Source organism: Peptacetobacter sp. AB800, assembly GCF_047807365.1.
GTDB lineage: Bacteria > Bacillota > Clostridia > Peptostreptococcales > Peptostreptococcaceae > Peptacetobacter.
Genome location: NZ_JBLOUI010000006.1, coordinates 18172 through 38330 on the forward strand (window position 1 = coordinate 18172; position 20159 = coordinate 38330).

General features: G+C 30.0%; 21 protein-coding genes. 3 read left to right on the forward strand and 18 right to left on the reverse strand.

Features of this window, described 5'->3' with window-relative positions:
• Positions 1 to 214: 214 nt before the first annotated feature.
• The 3 genes from ACK2WN_RS03645 to ACK2WN_RS03655 form a co-directional block, all read right to left on the reverse strand.
• Positions 215 to 2104 (reverse strand): IS1096 element passenger TnpR family protein, encoded by a 1890-nt coding sequence (locus tag ACK2WN_RS03645; protein WP_416154876.1) that lies wholly within the window; start codon positions 2102 to 2104, stop codon positions 215 to 217.
• Positions 2105 to 2217: 113 nt separating this feature from the next.
• A complete protein-coding gene (locus tag ACK2WN_RS03650) occupies positions 2218 to 2634 on the reverse strand; it encodes a hypothetical protein (protein ID WP_300528704.1) in 417 nt (138 codons plus the stop codon).
• A 2-nt stretch (positions 2635 to 2636) separates the two neighbouring features.
• The gene (locus tag ACK2WN_RS03655) at positions 2637 to 3698 is read right to left on the reverse strand and encodes a sulfurtransferase (protein ID WP_329998954.1); all 1062 of its coding nucleotides are present in this window, start codon (positions 3696 to 3698) and stop codon (positions 2637 to 2639) included.
• 225 nt (positions 3699 to 3923) lie between these two features.
• Between ACK2WN_RS03655 and ACK2WN_RS03660 the strand changes: the two genes are divergently transcribed.
• Positions 3924 to 4085: a hypothetical protein gene (locus ACK2WN_RS03660; protein ID WP_300528700.1), complete on the forward strand. Its 162-nt coding sequence runs from the start codon at positions 3924 to 3926 to the stop codon at positions 4083 to 4085.
• A gap of 93 nt (positions 4086 to 4178) precedes the next feature.
• Here ACK2WN_RS03660 and ACK2WN_RS03665 read toward each other — a convergent pair whose 3' ends face one another.
• The 3 genes from ACK2WN_RS03665 to ACK2WN_RS03675 all read right to left on the reverse strand — a co-directional run bounded on the left by ACK2WN_RS03665 (position 4179) and on the right by ACK2WN_RS03675 (position 6725).
• Positions 4179 to 5162, reverse strand: coding sequence for a diaminopimelate dehydrogenase (locus ACK2WN_RS03665; RefSeq protein ID WP_416154877.1), 984 nt, complete (start codon positions 5160 to 5162; stop codon positions 4179 to 4181).
• A gap of 208 nt (positions 5163 to 5370) precedes the next feature.
• Complete coding sequence (locus ACK2WN_RS03670) at positions 5371 to 6015, reverse strand: vWA domain-containing protein (protein ID WP_416154878.1); 645 nt, start codon at positions 6013 to 6015, stop codon at positions 5371 to 5373.
• 152 nt (positions 6016 to 6167) lie between these two features.
• Positions 6168 to 6725 carry a helix-turn-helix domain-containing protein gene (locus ACK2WN_RS03675; RefSeq protein ID WP_300528693.1) on the reverse strand — a complete coding sequence of 186 codons (558 nt, stop codon included), beginning with the start codon at positions 6723 to 6725 and terminating at the stop codon, positions 6168 to 6170.
• A 142-nt stretch (positions 6726 to 6867) separates the two neighbouring features.
• Here ACK2WN_RS03675 and ACK2WN_RS03680 point away from each other — a divergent pair, with 142 nt between their 5' ends.
• The gene (locus ACK2WN_RS03680) at positions 6868 to 7053 is read left to right on the forward strand and encodes a hypothetical protein (protein ID WP_270840193.1); all 186 of its coding nucleotides are present in this window, start codon (positions 6868 to 6870) and stop codon (positions 7051 to 7053) included.
• Positions 7054 to 7267: 214 nt separating this feature from the next.
• On the opposite strand, the gene ppdK is transcribed toward ACK2WN_RS03680, so the two are convergent.
• From ppdK to ACK2WN_RS03695, 3 genes are all read right to left on the reverse strand, one after another.
• Positions 7268 to 9895 carry a pyruvate, phosphate dikinase gene (ppdK, locus tag ACK2WN_RS03685; protein WP_300531670.1) on the reverse strand — a complete coding sequence of 876 codons (2628 nt, stop codon included), beginning with the start codon at positions 9893 to 9895 and terminating at the stop codon, positions 7268 to 7270.
• A 134-nt stretch (positions 9896 to 10029) separates the two neighbouring features.
• Entirely contained in the window at positions 10030 to 10875 is an 846-nt protein-coding gene (locus ACK2WN_RS03690; RefSeq protein ID WP_300531667.1) for a pyruvate, water dikinase regulatory protein, read from the reverse strand.
• A 5-nt stretch (positions 10876 to 10880) separates the two neighbouring features.
• A complete protein-coding gene (locus ACK2WN_RS03695) occupies positions 10881 to 11519 on the reverse strand; it encodes a helix-turn-helix transcriptional regulator (RefSeq protein WP_118549809.1) in 639 nt (212 codons plus the stop codon).
• Positions 11520 to 12108: 589 nt separating this feature from the next.
• Between ACK2WN_RS03695 and ACK2WN_RS03700 the strand changes: the two genes are divergently transcribed.
• On the forward strand, positions 12109 to 12543 hold the full coding sequence (locus tag ACK2WN_RS03700; RefSeq protein WP_286164326.1) for a C-GCAxxG-C-C family protein: 435 nt from the start codon (positions 12109 to 12111) through the stop codon (positions 12541 to 12543).
• A gap of 62 nt (positions 12544 to 12605) precedes the next feature.
• Here the strand turns inward: ACK2WN_RS03700 and arsS are convergent, their stop codons facing one another.
• The 9 genes from arsS to ACK2WN_RS03745 form a co-directional block, all read right to left on the reverse strand.
• The gene (arsS, locus tag ACK2WN_RS03705; protein WP_416154879.1) at positions 12606 to 13583 is read right to left on the reverse strand and encodes an arsenosugar biosynthesis radical SAM (seleno)protein ArsS; all 978 of its coding nucleotides are present in this window, start codon (positions 13581 to 13583) and stop codon (positions 12606 to 12608) included.
• 18 nt (positions 13584 to 13601) lie between these two features.
• Positions 13602 to 13940, reverse strand: coding sequence for an arsenosugar biosynthesis-associated peroxidase-like protein (locus tag ACK2WN_RS03710; protein WP_118549811.1), 339 nt, complete (start codon positions 13938 to 13940; stop codon positions 13602 to 13604).
• A gap of 119 nt (positions 13941 to 14059) precedes the next feature.
• Positions 14060 to 15073 carry a heterodisulfide reductase-related iron-sulfur binding cluster gene (locus ACK2WN_RS03715; RefSeq protein WP_416154880.1) on the reverse strand — a complete coding sequence of 338 codons (1014 nt, stop codon included), beginning with the start codon at positions 15071 to 15073 and terminating at the stop codon, positions 14060 to 14062.
• A gap of 52 nt (positions 15074 to 15125) precedes the next feature.
• Entirely contained in the window at positions 15126 to 15824 is a 699-nt protein-coding gene (locus ACK2WN_RS03720) for a TIGR04283 family arsenosugar biosynthesis glycosyltransferase (RefSeq protein WP_329998492.1), read from the reverse strand.
• Between the two features lie 22 nt (positions 15825 to 15846).
• Positions 15847 to 16530 (reverse strand): TVP38/TMEM64 family protein, encoded by a 684-nt coding sequence (locus tag ACK2WN_RS03725; protein ID WP_300531612.1) that lies wholly within the window; start codon positions 16528 to 16530, stop codon positions 15847 to 15849.
• A 54-nt stretch (positions 16531 to 16584) separates the two neighbouring features.
• Positions 16585 to 17598 (reverse strand): phosphotransferase, encoded by a 1014-nt coding sequence (locus ACK2WN_RS03730; protein ID WP_416154881.1) that lies wholly within the window; start codon positions 17596 to 17598, stop codon positions 16585 to 16587.
• Positions 17592 to 18278: a TIGR04282 family arsenosugar biosynthesis glycosyltransferase gene (locus ACK2WN_RS03735; RefSeq protein ID WP_416154882.1), complete on the reverse strand. Its 687-nt coding sequence runs from the start codon at positions 18276 to 18278 to the stop codon at positions 17592 to 17594. The genes ACK2WN_RS03730 and ACK2WN_RS03735 overlap by 7 nt, the downstream gene beginning before the upstream one ends.
• A 207-nt stretch (positions 18279 to 18485) precedes the next feature.
• The gene (locus ACK2WN_RS03740) at positions 18486 to 19169 is read right to left on the reverse strand and encodes a TVP38/TMEM64 family protein (RefSeq protein ID WP_329998501.1); all 684 of its coding nucleotides are present in this window, start codon (positions 19167 to 19169) and stop codon (positions 18486 to 18488) included.
• A 162-nt stretch (positions 19170 to 19331) separates the two neighbouring features.
• Positions 19332 to 20159 (reverse strand): sulfurtransferase, encoded by an 828-nt coding sequence (locus ACK2WN_RS03745; protein ID WP_329998503.1) that lies wholly within the window; start codon positions 20157 to 20159, stop codon positions 19332 to 19334.

The following is a 20159-nucleotide window of genomic DNA, read 5'->3' on the forward strand; positions in this document are numbered from 1 at the left end:
TTAACTTTTTCAACTACATCATCTTTATAAATATCAGTAGTTGTTATTATTTTTTTTCGAAATATACCACACTATTTACAACATATATAATAAATACATAACAAATAATAATACATCATATTATTATCATTCATTTTTTCTTAATATATTCATAAACCTCAAATATAAAAAGCACAGAAAACTATACTACAGTATAATCTTCTGTGCTAATCTTTTACATCTTATCTATAGATAACTCTTTTTTTAATTTCAACTTAATTCCAGATATCCTACAAATTTCTCTAAGTGCAACCTCTAAAATAGCATTTGAAACATGTACTTCTTTTGGTCTTTTAGAAAATATCTGATGAATAAATTTATCTGCTATTGACTTAATTATATTATCAGATGGACTCATATATATTTCATCCTCTATTTTTTTATTATTTCCAAATACAAAAGCTATAGAAATTGTATATTTATTATAAGTTCTATCATAATAAAGCTCATTTGGAACAAATATTTTCAATTCTAGAATTCCTTTGTGTTCGTTTATACCTTCTAAGAGCATTATATCCTTTTTATCTTCTATCTTTATTTCTTCAAATACATAATCCTCTATTAAAAGTGGTTTAAACCTAGATTCACCTATACTTCCATCTTCTTTCAATTCAACATAAAATATTTCATCTAAAAGAAGAGAAAACTTTTTATCAGATTTTTCATATACTTCTAGAGCTCTTTCTAAAATTTTAAAGTTTTCAATAGTAGAAGATACTTCTTCTTTATTTAATGTCATAAAATCGAATCCTGGTTCATCTTTTACAAAGTTTAACCAATTTCCTCTTCCTCTATATTTATAACCTAATTCTTTTATAATTTTTCTTTGAGTTTCTTTTAAATCCTCTCTATCATCCCAATAACAAGCTATTTTATTCTGTGAATATATTACATAATCTAATGGTATATTTAGTTTTTTATATTCATATTCTCCAAGAAGTGAATTAAAGGCTTCTTCTCCTTCAAACATTTCTATTCCTTTCACCATTTCCATAAATCCTCTTATTCTATAATATAATACATCTTCAGAGAATTCCCTTTTAACAGCTATTATATGATTGGTCATTATATTTTCCCAAGGTTTTAATTGACCTATTCTTGTAGCAATTTCATAAAGTTCACGCCATTGTTCTATTGTCGCTTTTTCATAATTTCTCTTTTTGGGTGTAATATTGCTCCAAACATACTCTAATAATATTTGTTTATAACGTCTACCTTTAGCGTCTACCTTATATTCATTTTTTTCAGATTCTACAAATTCAGATTTAGATAATTCTTCATTAGAAACTTTTTTAATTTTATTTGCATCATCTACTACATCTGGCTCAAACTGCTCTGGATAAATATTACTTCCTTCATACGCACAAACTCCCATTCTAGGAGAATTACAAATTGGTAGTACATATTCTGGAATATCTTCTCCATTTTCTAAGCATTCATCACACCAAAAAATATTATTATCAAACGATATACCTTCTGGTGTTATCCATTTTGCTTTGTTTTTTCTGCAATTTTGACATATAAATTGAGGAGGATTATTTCTTGATAAAATTTCTACATCATTATCTAACTTTTTCCCTCCAACCCTATGTCTATCTACTTTTAAAGTTAATTCTGTAGTTGAACCATAGTCGTATTCATATTTAAATTTTTGACCTACTTCAAGAGCATCTTTTAATTTATAATCCATGCTTTTTACTTGTGTTCTTCCAAAAATACTTGCTAGAAAATCATCATCACTACAAAATTCATCATTAGGAATAATATCATAATTTATATTACCTACTATAAATGAGCTCAAATGACCGCAACATTCAACCCAAATATCTCTTATAAAGCTATCTAATTCTCTTAAAGTTGCTTTTTCATTTATCTCTATAATTATCCAATAATCTTTGTCGTATTTGTCTGAAATAGATATTTGAAAATATCCTTGCTTACTTCTTTTATTTTCTTCTTTAAAACTTTCTTCTCTCTTTTTACAAGTGTCCAAATGACGCAACATTCCACCTTTAGTGTATTCTTTTCCACAATACTTACAAAATCCTTTACTTTTTTCAGACATAGAATCATCCTCTTTTCTATTTTCAATTTAACTTCTTACTCGAATTTTATCATATTTTAAAAAAAGTGTGTAGCTAGAAAATTAGCTACACACTTTTTTTATCTACTATTTAATTATTTATTTTTTGTGAATAGAACACTTATTAATGTTTTTAGTATTTGCAGTAATGCTGCACATCCTATAAGCGGACTTATAAGATAAAATGCTGTGTACGTGTCTTTTGAGTTTAGGATTGTAAACCCACAGTATAGTACTGTCATTAACAACGTAAGAACAATCATTGATATTTTTACATTCTTCTTTCTAATAAAATATAAAATTATTGTTATTAAAGTTAACAAAACAATTATCCCAACAGCCATGCTCTTCATACTCTGTAAATTACTATACTGCTCTTCTATCATCATATTTTTATACATAACAAATCTAGCCATCCCCATTTTTCTAGGTGTAAAATAATTTACAAGATACGCTCCTACTAAAAATGCTATCTCTAATAAATTTACTATCCAATATATTACTTTATTCATTATTATTTCGCTGCCTTATCGTTTGATAATTCTCCAACTGTTGTATAAACACAATCATCACTAGCTGGATCTCCTACCTGAACAGGGTTGCTGTCATCCATCTGCCATTCATTCCATCCACCATCGAATACAGTCATGTTTGTCATTCCATTTTCATAGCATATTAACCATGGTACACAAGCTCTCCAACCAGTTCCACAGTAGAATGAAAGTTCGTTATCTGTAGTGAAATCACAGTCAGACCATAATTCTTTCATCTGATCCATATTTATGCAAGTTCCATCTTCATTAAGATAATCATTCATATTGTATGGATCTGTTCCAGCATGTCCCCAAACCGCTCCTTTTGGTTCAGCTGCTTTATTTATATAGCTATATCCACTAGTTTTTCCTAAGAATTCATCTTTACTTCTTATACTTACTAGTTTGAAATTATCATCATTTTCTAATTTATCTTTAGCATCTTCTATAGATAACTGATATTCTGGATGTGCTGGTATTTTTGTTCCAAAGTCTTCAGCTTTTTTAGCTTCAACTACCTCTGTTTCTGTTTTATATCCAGCTTTTTCCCAAGCTTTTATTCCACCATTTAATACTTTAACATTATCTACTCCTGCCCAAAGATAAGCAAATGCAACTCTTGAAGTCGCTGATATATCATCTCCGTAAAGTATAACTGTCGTATCTTTTGTTATCCCATTATCTAATATACCTTTTTCCATTTTTTCTGGTGATACTAAGTTCCATACAGGCCCTTCTTCTACACTATCTGTGTTTATATGTATAGCTCCAGGTATATGACCTTTTGTGTAACTAGGACTATCTTTATAAGTTCCCCAAGATACTTCACCTACAATATATTTTTCAGATTCTTTCTGGTTTCCATCTATAACACTCTGAACCCACTCAGGTGTTACAAATACAGTTTTAGTGTCAACTGCTTCAGCTGTTACTTTTTCTGTATTAGTATCAGCTTCTTTTGATTCTTCTTTTGATGAGCAACCAGTAAGCACACCAAGAGAAAGAACCGCTGTTAGTAAAAGACTAACTAATTTCTTATTCATATTAAATTCCTCCTTTTTAATATTTTCATTTTTATTTTATTATCTTAACTTTATTAGGTCAAATATTAAATTTCTATTTTATACAGATTTTATATAGTTTTTTTCTATACTAGTATAGTTAATCTTTATAAGTGTTATCAATTATTAAATAAATACATCAAGCCTAGATATTCATTTATAGCATAATTAAATATATAATATTTTAATAAATTGGGAGGAATTAAAATGAAATATAGAAAAGCTACACTAGATGATATTAAATCTTTATCTGAAATACGAAAAAAACAATTAATCGATGAAGGTAGTTCACCAGATAAAGATATAAATCAAAATCTTTTTGTCTGCTTCAAAAATGGAAAAAACTGTCTATTTAAAATTTGGTTTTAAAGAGTCTGATGAATGGCTTCAAATGGATACATTTAAATAAATTATAAAAAAGTGTGTAGCTAGAAAATTAGCTGCACACTTTTTTTATTTTAATTATAACATTTTTGCTCTTAATTCTTCATTTGATAATGGATGTAAATAACTTGGCGCTACATCAAATGGAGTTTTGCATCCTTTCATACCTTCCTGATTCATACGGTATGCTGCTCTAGCATAAGCAACTAACACACTTGAAGTGAATTCTGGGTTAGAGTCAAGCTGTAAGCTGTATTCTATAACATGTTTATTTTCATTTTCCCATCCAGTTTTACCACTGTATATTACAAATCCACCATGAGGTATTCCACCATGTTCTCTCTGAAGTGTTTCTTCATCTATGAAATGTACTGTTGTATCATATTCATCGAAATAGTTAGGCATTGTAACTATTTCTTCTCTAATTCTATCTAAATCTGCACCTTCTTCTGCTACAGCAAATACTTCTCTTGTATGTTTCTGACGAGTAGTTAGGGTTGGATTAGCTCCACTTCTAACTGCATCTAATGCTTCTGGTACAGGTATTGTGTACTGTCTAGCATCTTTTATCCCTTCAACACGTCTTACTGCATCACTATGTCCCTGGCTAACACCTTTTCCCCAGAATGTATATGCTTCTCCTTCTGGTAATATTGCACTAGCGTAAACACGATTTAATGAGAACATACCTGGATCCCAACCAGTTGATATAACTGCTATTTTATTTGATTCTTTACATTCTGCATCAACTGCTGCAAAATGTTCTGGTATTCTTGCATGTGTGTCAAAACTATCAACTACATTGAAGTATTTAGCAAACTCTTTAGTCTGTTCTGGTAAATCTTTTGCACTTCCTCCGCATAATACCATAACATCTATATCATCTTTCATATTTACTGCATCTTCCATTTTATATACAGGAATATTTGCATCATGTGGATGTATGCTACTTGGATCTCTTCTTGAGAATATTCCTACTATTTCCATATCTTTTGTTTTACTTACGGCTGATTCTACACCTCTCCCAAGGTTTCCATAGCCAACTATTCCAACTCTTATCATAGTTAAACCTCCATCGTTTATAAAATATAGTATAATAATATCATTAATTCTTTTTGTTTGTATATATATTTTTTTAAAAATTTTGAAACTATTATGAGCAAATTTTTCAATTTTTTCGCAAATATTTAATACCCTTCAACTTCTTCTTTCAAACATATAAAAAGACAACTAATATTTTTAACTAGTTGTCTTTATATTCTATAATTATTTATTTTCTATCTTTTAAATCTTTTTCAATATTTCTTTTCCAATCACCACTTAATTTTTCATCGCAGCATCTCATCATTTTAACAGCATCAGAAACTGCCTCATAGTTTAATTCTATTCCTTTTTCGTCACAACAAAACTCAACTGCATAATCTTCTTCAATTCCAAGATTTTTAGCCTCACCTATTGCATCTATATTCGCACCTAAGAAAAGAAACTCCCAATTATTTTCTTCTTTAGCTCTTTCAATTAATCTTTTAACATCATGATATCTGTATTTTTCACTGGCATTTTCAAGTCCATCTGTCATAATAACGAAAACAGTTTTTTCAGGAATATCTTCTTTTCTTGCATATTTGTGAATATTTCTTATATGTTTTATAGACTCTCCAACAGCATCCAAAAGTGCTGTACAACTCATACAAACATAATCTTCCTCTGTAAGTTCTTTAACTTTATTTATATCAACTCTATCCAAAACCACATCTTGATTATCATTAAAAAATACAACAGATATAAGAGCATCTCCTTCTTCTTTTTTATGCTTCTTTATAAGTGAATTAAATCCACCTATTGTATCACTCTCTAATCCGCTCATAGATCCTGATTTATCAATTATAAATACTAGTTCAGTCAAATTTTTCATACCATCATCTCCCATTTATATTTTTTCTCTATATTCACAGTATAGAATATTTCAAAATACAAATGGTCGCACAATAGGTGACAATTAAAAATCGACCTATATATTATAAATCTAACAAGATATTCAATCAATCTAATAATCTATTCTTTAATCTAACATCCTATTAAATTTTCTCCAAAATCATATAAAATATCATTTACTTCTAATACATCATATATTTTATTTTCTATACAATACTCAATTATAATATCAAATCTGCTACTATGTGTTAACTTATACCCAGCCTTCCCAATAAAATCATCTGTTTCATCCAAATCTAATTCAAAAGCTAATGCAAATGCAATTGCAGTTATTTTGCTAGGCCTATAATCTGGATTATTCTTTATCTTTGAAAAATGCTTTCTATCTATATTCGCCTTTCTATAAACATCTGATGTCTTAAGATTTCTTTTTTCTATAATAAAAAGAAGCTCCTCAGAAAAAGATTTCTCTAACTGTTGCTCCAAATCATATTCAGATATTTTTCTTCTATGCTTCAGAAAATCTGGCATCTCACAAACTTTTACATCCTCATCAATTTGCAAACACTTTTCCTCTAATGGCAAAGAACTTATACCAACATCATTAAATAATATATCTTGATCTACATATCTATCTTTTATATATTTACTAATATCATCAAAAAGTTTACTACTTATTCTTTCATTCATATGATCACCTTCAAACTAAATAAAATCATTACTAATTACATTTTATATATAATAAAGAAAATAATCAAAATTTTTCTTATAAAAGAGGATTTTTGATAAAAATATAGAAATTCTTATTAAAGGAATTAAGGAGGGATATACTATGCTAAACAAAAGAATATCTCCAAAAGAAATATACAGTCCAATACTACTATCTTGGAACAGAATAAAAGATGACGAAGAAGAATTTGATGATGAGGAATTCGATGACGAGTACTACGATGAATTCAACGACGATGAAGATTACTTTGAAGATGAGGACGATAACTTCGATTACTTTGACGACTAAAATTAAATAAAATGTTATTAGCCTAGGCTAATAACATAAAAAAGGCTACTAAGCAATGCTTAGTAGCCTCATTATTTACTCTTGCAATAAATCGAGGATGTTATACCCTTTCGACAATCTGCAGAACATTTTTTCTTATTTTGTTAGCTTGAAAAGCTAACATTTAAATCAGAAAAATGTTCGAAGCCTGGAGAAAGGTATAATTCCGAGATTTTTAGTATCTTGGGTTCTTTATAGAAGCCTGTGCAGCTGCAAGTCTTGCTATTGGCACTCTGTATGGAGAGCAAGATACATAGTTTAATCCTGTGTTGTAGCAGAATTCAACTGAAGATGGTTCTCCACCGTGTTCACCACATATACCAAGTTTTAATTCTGGTTTAACACTTCTACCTAATTTAGCACCCATCTGAACAAGTTTTCCTATACCTTTCTGGTCTAGTACCTGGAATGGATCTTTTTCAAGTATTTCTTTTTCTACGTATTCACCTAAGAATTTACCAGCGTCATCTCTTGAATATCCGAATCCCATCTGAGTAAGGTCATTAGTACCGAAACTGAAGAAGTCTGCAACTTCTGCTATTTCATCAGCAGTTAAGCAAGCTCTTGGTATTTCTATCATTGTACCTACTGTGTAGTCAACTTTAACACCTTTTTCTTCCATAACTTTTTCAGCTGTTTCTTCTATCATTCCTCTTATAAGTTTTAATTCGTTTACTTCACCTACTAGTGGAACCATTATTTCTGGATGAACTTCTACACCTTTGTTTATTGCTTCTATAGCACCTTCTATTATAGCTCTAGCCTGCATTACGCATATTTCTGGGTAAGTAACAGCAAGTCTACAACCTCTGTGTCCTAGCATTGGGTTGAATTCTTCAAGATCAACTATTCTCTTTCTTATTTCTGATTCATCTATTCCCATACTTGCTGCAAGTTCAGCTATTGTTTCATCATCCTGTGGTAAGAATTCATGTAGAGGTGGGTCAAGAAGTCTTATATTAACCGGTTTACCTTCCATAACTTCGAATATTTCTAAGAAGTCCTGTCTCTGCATTGGAAGTATTTTAGCTAAAGCTTTTTCTCTCTGTTCAACGTCTTTAGAAAGTATCATTTCTCTAACTGCTGGTATTCTATCTTCTTCAAAGAACATGTGCTCAGTTCTACATAATCCTATACCTTCAGCACCAAATTCTACTGCTGCTTTAGCATCTCTTGGGTTATCTGCGTTTGTTCTAACCATCATCTGTTTAGTTTCATCAACCCAGTTCATTAATTTTTCGAAGTTTCCTGTAACTTCTACTGGAGACTGTTTAACTTCTCCTAAGTATACTTTACCAGTTGAACCATCTATTGATAAGAAGTCACCTTCTTTTATAGTAAGTTCTCCTGCTCTTATTTCTTTAGCTGCTTCGTCAACTTTTATTTCTCCACAACCAGCTACACAACATTTACCCATACCTCTGGCAACAACTGCTGCATGAGATGTCATACCACCTCTAGCTGTTAATATCCCTTCAGCTTTTACCATACCTTCTATATCTTCTGGAGAAGTTTCCTGTCTAACAAGAAGAACTTTTTCTCCATCTTCAACTGCAGCAACAACATCGTCAGCATTGAAGTAAACTTTACCACAAGCTGCACCTGGAGATGCTGGAAGACCTTTAGCTAATACAGTAGCTTCTTTTAAAGCTTTATCTTCAAATGTTGGATGTAATAATTGGTCTAACTGGTTAGGTTCAACTCTCATTATAGCTTCTTTTTTATCTATTATTCCTGCTTCAACTAAATCAACAGCAACGTTTATAGCAGCTTTAGCTGTTCTCTTACCATTTCTAGTCTGAAGTATGAATAATTTTTCATTTTCTATAGTAAATTCTATATCCTGCATATCTTTGTAATGATTTTCAAGTATCTGAGTTACTTTTACGAACTGGTCGTATATTTCTGGCATTACATTCTGAAGAGTAGATATATCCTGTGGAGTTCTTATACCTGCAACAACGTCTTCACCCTGTGCATTTATTAAGTATTCACCGAATAATTTATTTTCTCCAGTAGCTGGGTTTCTTGTGAAAGCAACACCTGTACCACTTGTTTCACCCATATTACCGAATACCATTGACTGTATATTTACTGCTGTACCAAGTTTATGAGATATATCGTTTAATTTACGATATACTATAGCTCTTGGGTTGTTCCAAGATCTGAACACTGCTTCTATAGCAAGCATTAACTGTTCTTTTGGATCCTGTGGGAAGTCAGTTTTAACTTCTTTTTTGTATATAGCTTTGAATTCTTCAACTATACCTTTTAAATCTTCAGTAGTTAAATCAGTATCGAATTTGTATCCTTTTTCTTCTTTAACTCTGTCTAATACGTTTTCAAATTTATATTTTGGAACTTCCATAGCAACATCTGAGAACATCTGTATGAATCTTCTGTAACTATCATAAGCAAATCTTTCATTCTGAGTTGCATCTGCTAATCCTAATACACTGTTATCATTTAAACCAAGGTTTAATATAGTATCCATCATACCTGGCATTGAGAATACAGCACCTGAACGAACTGATACTAATAAAGGATTTTTAGTGCATCCTAATTTTTTACCCTGTAATTCTTCTAATTCTGCAAGATGTTTTTCTATTTCTGCTACGATTTCTGCTCTTATAGTTTTTTCATTATCGTAGTAATCATTACAAGCATCTGTAGTTATTGTAAATCCCTGAGGAACTGGTAGTCCTATTTTAGTCATTTCTGCTAAATTGGCTCCTTTACCTCCTAGTAAAGATTTCATTTCTTTACTACCTTCACTAAAACTATAAACATACTTAGTTTCCATTTTTTAACCCCCATTAAATTTAAAAATTTATAACCTTAAACTTTTTGATATTATATTTATTTAAAGTGGTTGTATTTTTCAACCACTATTTAACATTTTTTACACACTTTACATTCTATTCAATTACGTTAGAATTATATTTCTCCGTCCTTGAATATGTTTAACCCATTTTCTTTCATTATATCTAGAATTATTCCAGCTGTTTCTTCTATAGCCTTATTTGCTACATTGATAACTGGACATCCTAATCTTTTGAATACGTTTTCAGAATAGTCAAGCTCATCTAGTATTCTTTCAAAGTTAGCGTAGTTTGCTTTGCTTGAAAGTCCTAATGCTTTAAGTCTTTCAGTTCTGATTTCATTTAATTTTTCTGGTGAATTAGTAAGCCCTATAATTTTTTTAGTACTTACTTCAGATAATTCTTTTGGAATCGGAACTTCTGGAACTAGAGGAACATTTGCCACTTTTATATGTTTATTAGCTAAATACATACTAAGTGGAGTTTTTGATGTTCTTGATATACCTACAAGAACTAAATCAGCTTTAAGAACTCCTCTTGGATCTTTACCATCGTCATACTTAACAGCAAACTCTATTGCGTCTATTCTCTTGAAGTATGATTCATCTAACTTTCTTATTATTCCTGGTTCTCTTTTTGGTTTTTTTTCTAAACGACTGCTTATTTTTTTTAGCATATCTGACATAAGGTCTATTGAGCTGATTCCTTCTCTTTCTGAGAATTCTGTTATAATATCGCACATTTCATCTTCAACTAATGTGTAAACTACTATAGCATCTTCTTTTTTAGCATTTTCTAATATATCTAAAAGCATTTCCTTTTCTGTTACAAAAGGAAATCTTTTTATCTCGTATGGATCACGACCGTAGAACTGTGACATAGCCGCCTTTATCATATTTCTAGCAGTTTCTCCAATCGAATCAGATATTGCATATATCATCAACTTATTATCCACTGACATTCCTCCTAACTATCTACCATTTCTAAAAATAATTTGGTTATATTCGTTTTAGATATTCTTCCAACAACTCTCATTTTTGACTCATCGTCCTTATCTCTTTCAACTATAGGAACTGAATCAACTTCATGCTCTATTATCTTTTTAGCTGCTGTAGTTATTGAATCATCTTTATTCAACGTTACTATGTTAGGCATTCTAGTCATTATCATACCAATAGGCATCTTATTTATATCTGCACCACCTATTGTTGCCTTTAGAAGGTCTTTTCTTGAAACAACACCACATAGATTGTCATTATCGTCAATTATAACTATACTTCCTACATCAGATAGGAACATTGTAACAATTGTATCGTATATACTCGAATCTTTCTTTACTAGTGTTGGAATACTCATAACACTTTCAACTTTTCTCTCTTTTATATTACTTCCTATTAGATTGATTTCGTTTACTCCTGAGTAAAAATATCCAACTTTAGGTCTTGCATCAAGTATTCCTGTCATAGTTAATATGGCAAGATCTGATCTAAGTGTAGCACGAGTGACATTTAAACTTGCGGCAATTCTTTCACTTGTTATAGGTTCATGTTCCTTAACTATATCTATTATCTTTAACTGCCTATCATTAAGCTGAATTTTAATCACCTTCCTCCATTGTGCTATACTTTATTCCTTAGCACGCTTATATTGTATATTATATAACCTTATGTACCATTCTGTAAATAGAAAAATTATATTTTATTTATAAATACAGTACATTATTTATAATTTATACCATATTTATGATATATTAATATATTTTTTATGTCTATTTACATGATATCAGCTCATCCTATTTATAATTATAACTCATATTTAATGTATTATAAATAGTATATTATAATTTTTCTATTTTATTTTTTATTTTCTTTTAATAATTAATTATTTTTGAATATTTTCTAAGCTTTTATCTTTAATTTTTAATTAATTATATTAAATATACCCTATGTATTTAAAATACATACAATCTTTTTAAAGATTTTTAAATAAATTGTTATAGACTAATCTATTATTTAGTATGTTTTATTTGTATTAATAATGAATAATTAAATATATTTTTTGATTTTCAAATTTATATAAAATTTCAATAGTTTTTTTCTATTTTTAATTGCTATAGATTATATTTTATTTATAATCTTTTATTTTATTGACGCAAATTATTTTTTTCTATATTCTTAATTTGAGGTGATAAATTATGATAACAACAAATGAAGTTGCAGAATTATTTGCACAGGGATTCGACTGCTCTCAGGTAATTGTTTCTTATTTTGCAGAAGATTTAGGAATTGATGACAAAACAGCAAAAAAAATGGCTGCTTGTTTTGGAGCAGGTATGTTTGCCGGAGAAACATGTGGCGCATATGCTGGTGCATTAATGGTTATAGGTCTAAAATATGGTCATTATGAGCCAAATACTCCAGATGTCAAAAATCAAAACATAGGAAAACTTATGGAATTCAAGCAGAAATTCGCAGAAAAACACAACTCTTGTGTATGTAAAAATCTACTTGATGGCTTAAATCCATCTATACCTGAAGATATGAATGTATTACTAGAAAGTGGTAAAATGATGTCATTCTGTCCTCAGCTAGTAGTAGATATAATAGAAGTTTTAGAAGAAATATTATAAAAAAACAGCTGTTGTAATTTTATTTTTACAACAGCCTATTTTTTATTTATTTGTTATATATTTTATTCAGTTGTACATCCACCACAACTTGATCCTTCTCCAGCGCAACAAGCATAGCAGTGTTTTCCAGTTATTATATTTCTTACTTCTATTCCATCTTTACATAAATCAAATATGTTTTTCTTTCCCTCGATTTCAAGATCTTCAGCCTGGTTGAAGTCACAGTCGTAAACCTTTCCATCCCAACCTACTGATATCTGATCTCTACACATCATATTTTCTACAGCACTTTCATTGAAACTTCCTTCTAGTTTACACATATATGGTACTAGATTTCCACTTCTTTCAAGAAATGCTCCAAATCTTCCTATTGGATTGTTTATTATATTAAATACACAGTTAAATACTATTCCATGATCAGCAAATAATTTTGATTTATACTGTTTTGTTAAACTTTCCTGAGATGGTGGGAAGAATGCTCCACCTGGATTGTATACTAAGTTTAATACTAAGTCTTTATCTTTTCCGTATCCAAGTTCATTTAATCTCTGAAGTCCAGATATTACTTTTTTAAATACTCCTTTACCTCTCTGTCTATCACAGTCTTTTTCTGAGTAGTATGGTAAAGATGCAACCACTTCTATTTTATTTTCAGCAAATTTTTCTGGAAGGTGAGTATATTCTTCTTCCTGAAGTATTACTATATTACTTCTAACTATTACTCTATCAACTAATTTTGCAGATTCTTCCATGAACCATTCAAAATTAGGGTTCATTTCTGGAGCACCACCAGTTATGTCTATTGTAGTAAATGAAGGATTCTTTTTAACTAATTCTAAACAAGCTTCCATCACTTCTTTTGGCATTATTTCTTTTCTATTTGGACCTGCTTCAACATGACAGTGTTTACAAGCTAAGTTACATAAAGTCCCTATATTTACCTGTAAAGTTGATAAATTTTCGTTAGTTTTTAGCCATTCTTTATGCTCTACTTTTTCTGCAAATGGTGTTATACATTCAAGACAGTCTAATCTATTCATAATAAAATCCCCCTAATTTTATAATTCCAATTTGTTTGCATTATTTTTCATCTGAACTCCGAATGCTAGAGTTGCTCCACCACTTATAGCTGCAGCAACGTGAAGAGCTTCTGTCATCTGTTCCTGGTTAGCACCACTTTCTAAACATCCAGTAGTATATGCATCTATACAATATGGACATTTAACAGCGTGAGCAACTGCTAATGCTATTAAAGATTTTTCTCTCTTTGTTAATGCTCCATCTTCAAATACTGATCCATAGTAACTCATGAATTTATTCCATAAATCCGGAGCATCTTCACCTATTATACCTGAGCCAAATTTCATTAAGTCTTCTTTTTCAAAATAACAATCCATTTTTAATTCCTCCAATTCCTATTTATATAAAAATCGGTATTTTCACAGGAAATATTAATATATTTGAAGTTCAAAATACGATTTTTATCGACTACTTCTAATTTTTTGATATATACTTACTATCTTTTAAACTTAAACTTCATCCTATTAGTTAAACTTTTTATTCCCTTTTCTGGCTTTTCATCTATTTCAAGAATTTCATTTAATATATGAAGTACATTCTCTGCTCCACCACGTCTAAAGTTTCCAGCACACGATGCACAGTAAACATAGAAATCATCTCCACCTTTTTTTATTGCATCACTTGTAAATCCTGCTGATAATTCACTTTCTTTAGCAGAAGCACAACCTCCTAATCCGCAGCACTGAGCTTTTATTATTTCAACTTTCTTATCGTCATCTCCCAAATTATCAGTATTTGGTAGGAATTTTTCTATATCTTTAAATATAAACCTAGCTTCTTTATCTGGACATGGCATAAATATCTTCATATCTCTATCCAATTTTTTGCCTATATTTAATTCATCAAGCTTCTGATAAATGCTTACAACCTTCGCATCTATTTTATTTCTTAGGAAGTAATAGCAGTTAGGACAAAGCATAACTACCTCTTCCACATCTCTTTTTTTCAACTCTTTATTTATATTATCTATTATTTTTTCAGCCTCTTTTTTTAGTCCTAGTTCAGATATAGGCTTACCACAACAATCATAAACCGTATCTATTCCATGTTCTTTTAAGATAGATGATATTTTATTTGTCGCACTAGGATAAAAAGATGGAAAGTTGCAGCCTGTAAATAACACAGTCCTACTATTTGCTGCTTTATAATTTTTAAACTTATAGTTTATTTTTTCTTTTAATAGCATTGAATACCCGTCCTCTGCTATTTTATCACCGTTCTTTTCAACAGAATCTTCTCTCATCATAAGTGCTATTTTTCTTCCATCTATATCCTCAGGACATACTCTCTCACAATCTCCACATAAAAAACAATTATATGCAAGATCTGGTCTTTTTGAAAAATCTGCTAAATTTAGTCCGTATTTATCTAAAAAGCTGCAATTCTTAGTACACAGCCCACATTCAATACAATTAGCCACTTCATTTTGAAGTTTTTCCTGTACTTCCATATTACTCACATCCAATTTTTAATTATTTTAATCAAACTATTTATATTTAGGCTTATTTATACATAGATGCAATTTTATCTATATCTTCTCCATCTCTATACATCTTTTGAAGAACTTGCATCCTATACATAGTCTTTAATTTTCCATTTTTTTCAAATCTTATACCTGAAGTTGTTATATACGAATCTATTTGCTCAACTGGATATTTTTCCTTCATGTCAATAGATAACTGATAGTCTTCCATAAGTGGTATACTTCTGTATCCTCCATTTTCAAAGAACACATTTCTATCTATAAAAATCCCCTGATCTCCAAATGCTATTTTCCTATGTTTCACTCTAAAATTAGACATAAATCCACATATCTTCATTAGAATTCCTCTACTATCAAATCTTAGCTTTGCACATCCAAACTTGACACCTCTATTTACAGCTGCTTCTATCTTTTCTAAAATATCAGATTCTACTTGACTATCACAATGTAAGAAAAATAGTGTATCCCCTATAGATGCCTTTGCCCCATTATTCATCTGATTTGCTCTACCTTTTTCAGATTTTATTAGCTTATAATTAGGTTTATCTTTTATTCTCTCATCTATAATTTGACATGTCTTATCCTTACATCCACCATCAGAAAAGATAACTTCAAAATCTCCAGTAAATTTTTCTAAATTATCAATAATTTTTCCTATATTATTTTCTTCGTTATATACTGGTATTATTATTGAAATATAATCTTTTTTTATACTCATTATACTTATTCCTTGTACATATTTACTCTATTTTTTTCTTTTCATCGTCCTTTGCAGGCATTACTTTTTTAGCTAGCACTAAAGAAACTACTGTTAATATTACTAAAAGTGCTATTGCAATCATGAAATTAGGGTCACCCATATCTAATGCTTTATCTCCTATATTTATAAACACTAGTGTTCCTGGGAATATCCCAACCATAGTAGCTATTATATAACTTTTAAAACTCATTCCACTAAGACCCGCGCCATAGTTTATTACATTGTACGGAACTGCTGGAATTAATCTAAGTACAAATATTATAAAGAAAGATTTTTTGCCATCTGCCTCTATAAATGCCTGCCACATACTAGGTGATAATTTATCTTTTAAAAAGTTTAATATCATCTCTCTAGCCATTACTTTTGCCATAATAAACATTACTGCACTATTCATCCAAGCACCTATTAATGTATAAATTGTCCCTTTGAACATTCCAAAAACAACTCCTGCTACAACGGCAAGTATTGGAACTGGGAAAAATGCTATTGGAAGTATCGTAAATGCTAAAATGTATGCAATTGGTGCAAATACTCCCCATCCTTCTATATATACTCTAAGATCTTCAACAGATATTCCACTTAAATATTTTTTATATATAAATACACATAATAAAAGTAGTACTACTATTGAAGCCTGTTTTATTCTTTTATTTACCTGTATCAATAACTCTGCTCCTTTCAACTCATCTTCTATTTGTTTATTTTGTCATACTCTATATTATCTAAAATATGTTTTTTCTATATTTTCTAGGAACTCATCCTCAAGATAAGCCTTTATTTTGTTATAAGTAAATTCATTTTTTATAGCTCTGTCTGGTGCCTGATATTCAACCCATGCCATAGAGCACCAAGTTGTACCTCTTAAGCAAGTCATTTTTAGATATATATCCAATTTTTCTTCAACTTTTGATGTATCTATTCTTCCATCTACAGCTTTTTTGTATTCCTCAACAAATCCATCTATATCTTCTCTTGTAAGTATTGTATCTGTTTTCCAAAATGTTGTAGTTGGAGCTAAGAAATGTCCTAAATCCTGTTCTATTTCTCCAAGTATCGGCTTTTCCCAATCTATAAGATAGTTTTTAAACCCTTCTTTTTCATCTCCATTTATTAAGAAATTACCTGAGTTTAGCTCTGTATTTATTATTCTATACTCTCCACATTCGTACTCTCCCTCAAGAGATTTTTCTGCATTTGATATTAATCTTTTTATAGTTTCCTTTGTTTTTTCATTGCCTAATTCTGAATTTATATATACAGATGCCATATTTTTACACTCATCAAGCATTGCATATAATGGATTTTCTGGAATTACAAAAGTATTTTCACTTGGCACCTCTACAGAATGTATATCAGCTAATATGTAAGCTGCCTTTTTTAAATCATTCTCGTATACTAATGGCTTTCCTGGTAGGTATTCCATTACCAAAACACCATAATCTAATTCTCTTTTGCTATCATCTAGGTAGTATACATGCGGTGTTCTTCCTGATTTTTCAAGTATTTTAAGTGCATTGTATTCATATCCTATCTGATTTTCTAAATCCATCTGGCTCTTTGTGTTAAATCTTATTACTCTTTTAATCCCATCTTCTAAAGTAAATATATAATTTATATTGTATTCACCCCGTCCTAATAGTTCTGACTTTAATCTATAATCATCACTTACATTGAAAAACTTTTTAAATTCTTTTCTATTTATATAACTATCCACTATATTTTTATCTAACATAATTTATCCAGCCTTTCTTTAATTACTTCATCGATATATTTTTTAGTATTACAACATTCATACTCTTCACTCTCTATTCTCTCATATAAAAGTTTTAAGTCCTCTTTTGTATCTATATCAACATATAAATCGGAAAGTCCTACCGTAAGCCCAGCTTTTTCTGCTGCTAATATAGTATTTTCAATAACCTTTCCACTTCCGTAATGCTGATTAGTAAATATAGCATCCGTTGCTTTTTTCATACCTACCATATAGTATCCGTCATCCGCTGTTGGAGCTAGTACTATATCTTTTTCTTTTAAAATTTCAAATCCCTTTTCTAAGCTAGAAACTGTAATCTCTGGAATATCTGCCCCCGTCAATATACAACTATCATATCCCTTTGATAATACATAATCTATTGCATTAAACATCTTAGCACCCAAGTCTTCCCCGCTCTGTACGTGCTTTTCAACATATCCTTCAAAATTATTCTCTATATAATTATTTAAATCATCTGGTGTGTGGAATATAAATATCTCTCTTCCCATATTTTTAAATGTATTGAATATATCTTTTAGAAATGCTGAGTGTAGTTCAGCACATTCTTCTCCCGATAAAAAAGGCATCAATCTCGTTTTTGTATGCCCTGCTATCGGAATTCTACTAAATAGTATTAATGCTTCTTTTGTTTCTTTCATTATCTATCCTCTTTTTCCGTTTTCATTTTTAATTTAACTTATTAATTATATATTTAAAGTATACTCTATATATTTTGGTAAAACAAATATTATAGATATTTAAATTACTTTAATTATTTCTATATATTTTTTCTATAGCATTATAAATTTTTCTTTTATAACACAATAAAAATAGCTGTAATTATTTACAGCTATCTTTATTATATATTATTTAGATTTTCTATCGTTATATATTTTTTTGAACATATATATAAGAACTGATAATGCAAATAGTATCATTAAACCAGTTACAAATAATTTAGCTCCTCCTGTAAGCATACCTCCAACATAAGAATATACTATCGTTGCAGGTAACTGCCCTATTCCAGTAGCTATAAAGAATGGTAAAAATTTCATAGATGTAAGACCAGCTGCATAACTTACTATATCAAAAGATATAAATGGCAATAGTCTGCACACTAAAATAGTGTATTTACCATACTTATCAAAAAATTCATCTATACTATCTATAGCATATTTGCTTGTCAATCTTTCCACTACATCTCTACCTAAAAATTTAGCTATAAAGAAACATAGCGCTGCTCCAGCCATTGCACTTGACCAAGATAAAACTGCTCCCCATACCCAGCCAAATAATGCAGCATTTGCAAATGTTATTAAAAAAGCTGGAAGCGGTGCTGCTACTGATTGAACTAACATTAATACGAATGATATTATCGGTGCTAATGCCCCATAAGATAATATATATTGCTTAAGCGAATCTATATCTAAGTTAGATAAATAAAATATCATTTGGTTTATCGTAACTTTTAATGGTGTTACGAAAAAATATAACATCAATACAAGAACAACTGCTCCTATTTTCATTAATGTTCTTTTATTTTTTATCATTTAAATTCTCCTTACCACTAACTTCCTATGTCTTTATTATTTTTCCATAGGCATTGAAGAATCTCCTCCCCATTCGTAAATTGATCCTTCATAGTTTTTAACATTATCGAAGCCAACGGCTTCAAGTATCATAGTCACATAACCTGACCTGATACCCATAGTTCAGTATACGCAGAATGTATCTTCTGGTTTTACATTATGCTCTGCCATTATTTTCTTGATTTCTTCTTTACTTTTTATTACACCATTTGAATACATTAAATCTTGCCATAACATATATTCAGCACCTTTTATATGGCCACCTCTTGGCTCTCCAACATCCTGAGATCCTTTATACTCTTTTTCAGTTCTAACATCTATAACTGTTTCTTTACCTAAATTATTATAAAGCTCTTCTTTTGTTGTAGAATTGTGTGTGTCATAATCTTTTAATACAACTTCTTTTGTTGTAGGAACGGCTTCTGAAGCTTCTTTTGTTGTTTCATATCCTTTTTCATTCCAATATGTTAAACCACCATTTAAGAACTTAACATTATCCATTCCAGCCATTCTTAACTGCCAAACTGCTCTACCATCTGCTCCTGGTCCTTTAGTTGTATCAGAGTAGAAAACTATAGTTTTATCATTATCTATACCTAGATTTTTTAGCCTTTTAGCTAATTCTTCTTTATCAACTATTGTTCCCCAACCTTCTTCACCTATTTTTCCATCCGCTCTAGTAAAAGCCTGTAACCCTATATTTACAGCTCCAGGTATATGACCTTTTTCATACACTTCTGGCTTATTACAGTCAAATAATAGCACATCTTTATTACCTAAAATACTATTTAATTCATCTGCACTAATTAAAAAATCAACATCTTTGTAATCGTTTATCCGGGCTTCTATTTGGCTCGAATCTACAGATTCTGTCTTTTTACTGCATCCAACAAAAAGACTTGATGTTAAGCATAAAACTAATGCAAATATTACACTTAACTTCTTTTTCAT

What these genes read in the sequence shown, in the direction of transcription:
- ACK2WN_RS03680 (WP_270840193.1), top strand. Translation starts at nt 6,868, where the DNA reads ATGCTAAACAAAAGAATATCTCCAAAAGAAATATACAGTCCAATACTA.
- ACK2WN_RS03710 (WP_118549811.1), bottom strand. Translation starts at nt 13,940, where the DNA reads ATGGATTGTTATTTTGAAAAAGAAGACTTAATGAAATTTGGCTCAGGT.
- ACK2WN_RS03645 (WP_416154876.1), bottom strand. Translation starts at nt 2,104, where the DNA reads ATGTCTGAAAAAAGTAAAGGATTTTGTAAGTATTGTGGAAAAGAATAC.
- ACK2WN_RS03660 (WP_300528700.1), top strand. Translation starts at nt 3,924, where the DNA reads ATGAAATATAGAAAAGCTACACTAGATGATATTAAATCTTTATCTGAA.
- ACK2WN_RS03700 (WP_286164326.1), top strand. Translation starts at nt 12,109, where the DNA reads ATGATAACAACAAATGAAGTTGCAGAATTATTTGCACAGGGATTCGAC.
- ACK2WN_RS03735 (WP_416154882.1), bottom strand. Translation starts at nt 18,278, where the DNA reads ATGAAAGAAACAAAAGAAGCATTAATACTATTTAGTAGAATTCCGATA.
- ACK2WN_RS03670 (WP_416154878.1), bottom strand. Translation starts at nt 6,015, where the DNA reads ATGAAAAATTTGACTGAACTAGTATTTATAATTGATAAATCAGGATCT.
- ACK2WN_RS03730 (WP_416154881.1), bottom strand. Translation starts at nt 17,598, where the DNA reads ATGTTAGATAAAAATATAGTGGATAGTTATATAAATAGAAAAGAATTT.
- ACK2WN_RS03675 (WP_300528693.1), bottom strand. Translation starts at nt 6,725, where the DNA reads ATGAATGAAAGAATAAGTAGTAAACTTTTTGATGATATTAGTAAATAT.
- arsS (WP_416154879.1), bottom strand. Translation starts at nt 13,583, where the DNA reads ATGAATAGATTAGACTGTCTTGAATGTATAACACCATTTGCAGAAAAA.
- ACK2WN_RS03690 (WP_300531667.1), bottom strand. Translation starts at nt 10,875, where the DNA reads ATGTCAGTGGATAATAAGTTGATGATATATGCAATATCTGATTCGATT.
- ACK2WN_RS03720 (WP_329998492.1), bottom strand. Translation starts at nt 15,824, where the DNA reads ATGAGTATAAAAAAAGATTATATTTCAATAATAATACCAGTATATAAC.
- ppdK (WP_300531670.1), bottom strand. Translation starts at nt 9,895, where the DNA reads ATGGAAACTAAGTATGTTTATAGTTTTAGTGAAGGTAGTAAAGAAATG.
- ACK2WN_RS03740 (WP_329998501.1), bottom strand. Translation starts at nt 19,169, where the DNA reads ATGATAAAAAATAAAAGAACATTAATGAAAATAGGAGCAGTTGTTCTT.
- ACK2WN_RS03745 (WP_329998503.1), bottom strand. Translation starts at nt 20,159, where the DNA reads ATGAAAAAGAAGTTAAGTGTAATATTTGCATTAGTTTTATGCTTAACA.
- ACK2WN_RS03655 (WP_329998954.1), bottom strand. Translation starts at nt 3,698, where the DNA reads ATGAATAAGAAATTAGTTAGTCTTTTACTAACAGCGGTTCTTTCTCTT.
- ACK2WN_RS03650 (WP_300528704.1), bottom strand. Translation starts at nt 2,634, where the DNA reads ATGAATAAAGTAATATATTGGATAGTAAATTTATTAGAGATAGCATTT.
- ACK2WN_RS03665 (WP_416154877.1), bottom strand. Translation starts at nt 5,162, where the DNA reads ATGATAAGAGTTGGAATAGTTGGCTATGGAAACCTTGGGAGAGGTGTA.
- ACK2WN_RS03715 (WP_416154880.1), bottom strand. Translation starts at nt 15,073, where the DNA reads ATGGAAGTACAGGAAAAACTTCAAAATGAAGTGGCTAATTGTATTGAA.